Genomic DNA, 1,561 nt, shown 5'->3' with positions numbered 1-1,561 from the left:
TTAGCTGGATTGAGGCGCTAAGCCCCCTTCCTCAAGGAGCAACGCAACGAGCGAAGCGAGTGAGTAGCGCAGTAGGGAGGGGATACAGCTCCGCACAGTTTTCAAACACGTTCGACGCCCAGTCCACAGGCCCACGCCACCGAAGATATTATACGTGTAACGTGCATAGCGTGCATAACAGTGAAGCGGAAAACAATCACCATCCGAGAGGACCAAGACGAGTGGATAGAGGACCACCACCTCAACCTCTCGTCGTTCATCCGTGAGCAACTGGATGAACTAATTGAGGAACGAGAGTAACGGATGTACTACGCCTACAAGTATCGTCTCAAGCCGTCCGACCCCCACCGCGCCGAGTTGGACCGCCACCGAGATATTTGTCGGCAACTCTACAACCACGCGCTCTACCGCCTCAACGAGTACCAAGACGAACACGGCGAACTACCGTCGATGACCACGCTACGGTCGGAACTACCCGACCTCAAAGAGTGGTGGGACGACCTCTCTGCCGTGTACTCGAAGGTTCTCCAAACCGTCGTGGAGCGTCTGTTCGATAACCTCAAAGGCCTCTCCAAGCTCAAGGAGAACGGCTACGGCGTCGGTCAACTCAAGTGGAAGCCACCACGGGAGTTCCGCAGTTTCACGTACAGTCAGTCTGGCTTCAAGCTCGACAAGAAGGGCGGTCAGACTGTCCTGTCACTCTCGAAACTCGCGGATATACCGATACGGCTCCACCGCGCCATCCCCGACAACGCCACGCTCAAGCAGGTCACGGTCAAAAAAGAGGCGACAGGCGAGTGGTTCGCCACATTCGGCGTCGAAATGGACCGCGAACCACCCAAACTGCCCGAGAATCCTGAGAAGTGCGTCGGAATTGATGTAGGGATACTCAAGTACGCCCATGACACCGATGGTACGGCTGTCGGGTCGCTCAACCTCTCCGACGAACGTGAGCGGTTGGAACGCGAGCAACGGAAACTCTCGCGGAAGCAACACGGGTCAAACAACTACGAGAAGCAACGACGGCGAGTCGCGGAGTGTCACGCGGACCTCCGACGCAAGCGCCGCGACTTCTTGCACAAGCTCTCGGCGTACTACGCTCGGAAGTACGATCTCGTTGCGGTCGAAGACCTGAACGTGAAGGGGATGATGGAGTCGCCGTCGAACAGCCGCAATACGGCGTCTGCGGCGTGGAGAACGTTCCTCTCGTTGCTCGAATACAAGTGCGAACGGGAGGGAGCGCACTTCGTGACGGTCAACCCGAGAGGGACGACCATGGAGTGCGCTTCGTGCGGCGTTTCGACGGACAAGCCGTTGTGGGTCCGTGAACACTCCTGTCCTGCCTGCGGGTTTGAGGCCGACAGGGACGCGAACGCGGCGTGGAACATTCTTTCTCGTGGCCTCGAAGATGTAGGAGTGGGACACTCCGAATCAACGCCTGTGGAGACTGCGCTCCCTGTGGATACACCCGTATCTGCAAAGCGCGTCGTGGAAGCAGGAAGCCCTACCCTCAAGGAGCGAACGGCGCAAGCCGTGAGCGAGTAGGGTAGGGTAGTTCACT

General features: G+C 58.0%; 1 protein-coding gene. It reads left to right on the top strand.

The window, feature by feature from the left end:
- Nucleotides 1–303 precede the first annotated feature (303 nt).
- On the top strand, nt 304–1,545 hold the full coding sequence (locus KZ498_RS24605) for a transposase (RefSeq protein ID WP_312622358.1): 1,242 nt from the start codon (nt 304–306) through the stop codon (nt 1,543–1,545).
- The last annotated feature ends 16 nt before the right edge of the window (nt 1,546–1,561 follow it).

The sequence above is a fragment of the Haloarcula sp. 1CSR25-25 genome (genome assembly GCF_032027985.1).
Taxonomy (GTDB): domain Archaea; phylum Halobacteriota; class Halobacteria; order Halobacteriales; family Haloarculaceae; genus Haloarcula.
The sequence above is the reverse complement of the archived record's forward strand: the minus strand, read 5'-3'. Positions and strand labels throughout refer to the sequence as shown.